A 3,010-nucleotide genomic window follows, 5' to 3' on the forward strand; every position below is an offset into this window, starting at 1 on the left:
CCCCCATCCTGAAGGTCCATGAGCCTTTCCCCCTCCTCCGGCCCCGACGCCGTGCCGCCGACGACCGCCCCCCCGCGCATCTTTGACGCCGGGCGTCGAGAGGCGCGACTGGCGCGGTCCGAAAGGCGGCTGACGCAGGCCGACTTTCTGCACGTCCGTGCCGCCGAAAACGCGGTCGGCAGTCTGGAGGCGATATTGCGCGACTTTCCCGTCGCGGTCGATCTGTCCGCCCATCCGGGCCCCTTCGCCCGAGCCCTGGCGTCCAGCGAAGCGGCGGGTCGGGTCGGGCGGATCGTCGCTCCGACCTCGCGGGCCGAGCGGGCCGCGCCCGGTCGCGACGCCCTGCCGCTGGAAGACGGGACGACGGATCTGATCGTCTCCCTGCTCAATCTCCACTGGGCCAACGACCTGCCCGGCGCATTGGCCCAGATTCGACGCGCCTTGAAGCCGGACGGCCTGTTCCTTGGAACCCTGTTCGGCGCGGGCACCCTGAAGGAGCTTCGGGCCGTCCTGACCGAGGCCGAGCTGGCCGAACGCGGCGGGGCCCAGGCGCGTGTCTCGCCCTTCGCCGACGGCTATGACGGGGCCGCCCTTCTCCAGCGCGCCGGCTTCGCCCTGCCGGTCTCGGACGTGGATCGTTTCGTCGTCCGCTATCCGGACATGTTCGCCCTGGTCCGCGATCTGCGCGCCATGGGCGAGACCAATGTGCTGCACGGGCCGATCCGCCCCCTGAACCGCGCGATCCTGAGCCGCGCGGCCCGTCTTTACGCCGAGCGCCACGGCGACGCGGACGGGCGGATCTCCGCCACCTTCGAAATCATTCATCTGGCCGGTTGGAAGCCGCACGAGAGCCAGCAGAAGCCGCTGCCGCGCGGCTCGGCCAAGGTCCGGCTGGCCGACGCCCTGGGGGTGAAGGAGTTGACGGGGGAGGAGGGCGATCAGGCTTGATCGCGCTGCTGCGGGAGCGCGTCAGCGTCCCAGGGTGTCCGCGATCTTCTGCATGACGTCTTTGTAGAGGGCGCCGTTGGACCCCCCCAGGGCGTTCAGACCGCCCAGGATGGCGACGAAGATCAAGCCGCAGATGAGACCGTATTCAATGGCGGTCGCGCCGCAGTCGTCGTTCAGGAAGCGGCTGATGAATCCGTTCATGTCCGCTCCTTGGGCGGTGGTCACAGCAGATCGCGCAGCCAGGCGACCAGAGGTTCGTCCGCCGGCGGCATGGGATAGTCCGAAAGCTGGTTCGGTCTGACCCAGGCCAGGGCGGCGTGTTCGCGCGCGGCGACCACGCCGTCCCACCGGCGACACAGATACAATGGCATCAACAGGTGAAAGGAATCATAAGCGTGGCTGGCGAAGACGAAGGGCGCCAGGCAGGATTCGCTGACCTCTATGGCCAGTTCCTCGCGCAGTTCGCGGATCAGGGCCGCCTCGAGCCGTTCGCCGGGCTCGACCTTGCCGCCGGGAAACTCCCACAGGCCGGCCAGCGTCTTCCCCTCGGGTCGTTTGGCGATCAGCACCCGTCCGTCGACGTCGATCAGGGCGACGGCGACGACGAGGACGGTGGGGAGCGGCGACTCGGTCACGACCGATAATCGCCGTTGATCTCGATATAGCCCTTGGTCAGATCGCAGGTCCAAACCGTGGCCGAGGCCCGGCCCGCGCCGACGTCGACGGTGATGTCGATTTCGGGCTTCTTCATATAGGCGGTCATCTTGGCTTCGTCGTAGGTCGGGGACGGGGCGCCGTCGACGGCGGCCTGGTGCGGGCCGAACCTGATCGCCAGACGGTCGCGATCGACCGGCTCCTCGGTCTTGCCCACGGCCATGACCACCCGGCCCCAGTTGGCGTCCTGGCCGGCGATGGCGGTCTTGACCAGGGGGCTGTCGGCGATCGACTTGGCCAGTTTTCTGGCTGAGGCCGGGCTGGCGGCGCCGTCCACCGTCACCTTGACGAACTTGGTCGCGCCTTCGCCGTCGCGGACCAGCTGGTGCGCCAGGTCCAGCATCACCTTGTCCAGGGCGGCCGAGAAGCTTTTCAGACGCCGGTCCCCGACCCGCCCGATCCGCGGCGCGCCCGAGGTTCCGGTGGCGAACAGCAGGGCCGTGTCATTGGTCGAGGTGTCGCCGTCCACCGTCACCGAGTTGAAGGTGGTGCGGACGTGCAGGCCCAGGAGGGCCTTCAGCACGTTCGGATGGATGTCGGCGTCGGTGACGATGAAGGCCAGCATGGTCGCCATGTCCGGGGCGATCATGCCCGACCCCTTGGCGATCCCGGCGATCCGGACCTTATACCCCTCGATCTCGGCCTCGGCGTAGGAGCCCTTGGGGAAGGTGTCGGTGGTCATGATCCCCCGCCCCGCCTTGGCCCACTGTTCGGACGGATGGATGTCGGCGTCCAGACCGGCCTCGATGTCCGGCAGTTTGGCGATGATCTTCTTTTCGTCCAGCACCACGCCGATCACGCCCGTCGAGGCCATCATGACGTCCCGCTGGCGGCATCCGAACCGTTTGGCCACCTCAGAGGCCGCCCGCCGCGCGGCGTCGGCGCCGGCCTTCCCGGTGAAGGCGTTGGCGCAGCCGGCGTTGACCACCAGGGCGCGCACGTCCTTGCCGCCCTCGGCCCCGCCCAGATGCTTCTTGCACCAGTCGACCGGCGCCGAGCCGATCTTGTGGCGGGTGAAGACCCCGGCGCAGCTGGTGCCGCGCGCGAAGCGGAAAACGACCAGGTCGTCGCGCTCATGCTTGTAGAAGCCGGCGCGGGCCGTGGCGATCTCGACCCCGCCGATGGGGGGAATGGTCGGGAAGGGCACAGCCAGGGGCGAGACGGCCAGGCCGGGCTTTCCGGCGGCTGGGGCGACGGGCGCGGCGGCGGCCTCGGCCGGACGGGTGGCGCGCTTCAGGGCTGCAGCAAAGGGGTCCAGCGCCTTTTCGAACGCCTGTTCGATCTTTTGGCCGGTCGTGGGGGTCTTGGTCATGTCAGGCGGCCGGTGAGAGGGGGGTGTCAGACGCGG

At 69.1% G+C, this 3,010-nt stretch carries 4 protein-coding genes; 1 reads left to right on the forward strand and 3 read right to left on the reverse strand.

Translation table 11 applies throughout. The features are described from left to right. Positions 1 to 18 precede the first annotated feature (18 nt). Complete coding sequence (locus AC07XS_RS15775; protein WP_182715209.1) at positions 19 to 948, forward strand: methyltransferase domain-containing protein; 930 nt, start codon at positions 19 to 21, stop codon at positions 946 to 948. A 21-nt stretch (positions 949 to 969) separates the two neighbouring features. On the opposite strand, the gene AC07XS_RS15780 is transcribed toward AC07XS_RS15775, so the two are convergent. From AC07XS_RS15780 to argJ, 3 genes are read right to left on the reverse strand one after another with little or no spacing between them, the layout of a single operon-like run. After that, complete coding sequence (locus tag AC07XS_RS15780; protein WP_182715208.1) at positions 970 to 1,149, reverse strand: Flp family type IVb pilin; 180 nt, start codon at positions 1,147 to 1,149, stop codon at positions 970 to 972. A gap of 20 nt (positions 1,150 to 1,169) precedes the next feature. Continuing rightward, positions 1,170 to 1,583 carry a (deoxy)nucleoside triphosphate pyrophosphohydrolase gene (locus tag AC07XS_RS15785; RefSeq protein ID WP_182715207.1) on the reverse strand — a complete coding sequence of 138 codons (414 nt, stop codon included), beginning with the start codon at positions 1,581 to 1,583 and terminating at the stop codon, positions 1,170 to 1,172. Next, on the reverse strand, positions 1,580 to 2,974 hold the full coding sequence (gene argJ / locus AC07XS_RS15790; RefSeq protein ID WP_182715206.1) for a bifunctional glutamate N-acetyltransferase/amino-acid acetyltransferase ArgJ: 1,395 nt from the start codon (positions 2,972 to 2,974) through the stop codon (positions 1,580 to 1,582). Before argJ ends, AC07XS_RS15785 begins: the two co-directional genes overlap by 4 nt. Positions 2,975 to 3,010 lie beyond the last annotated feature (36 nt).

It is taken from the genome of Brevundimonas sp. GW456-12-10-14-LB3, assembly GCF_059424365.1.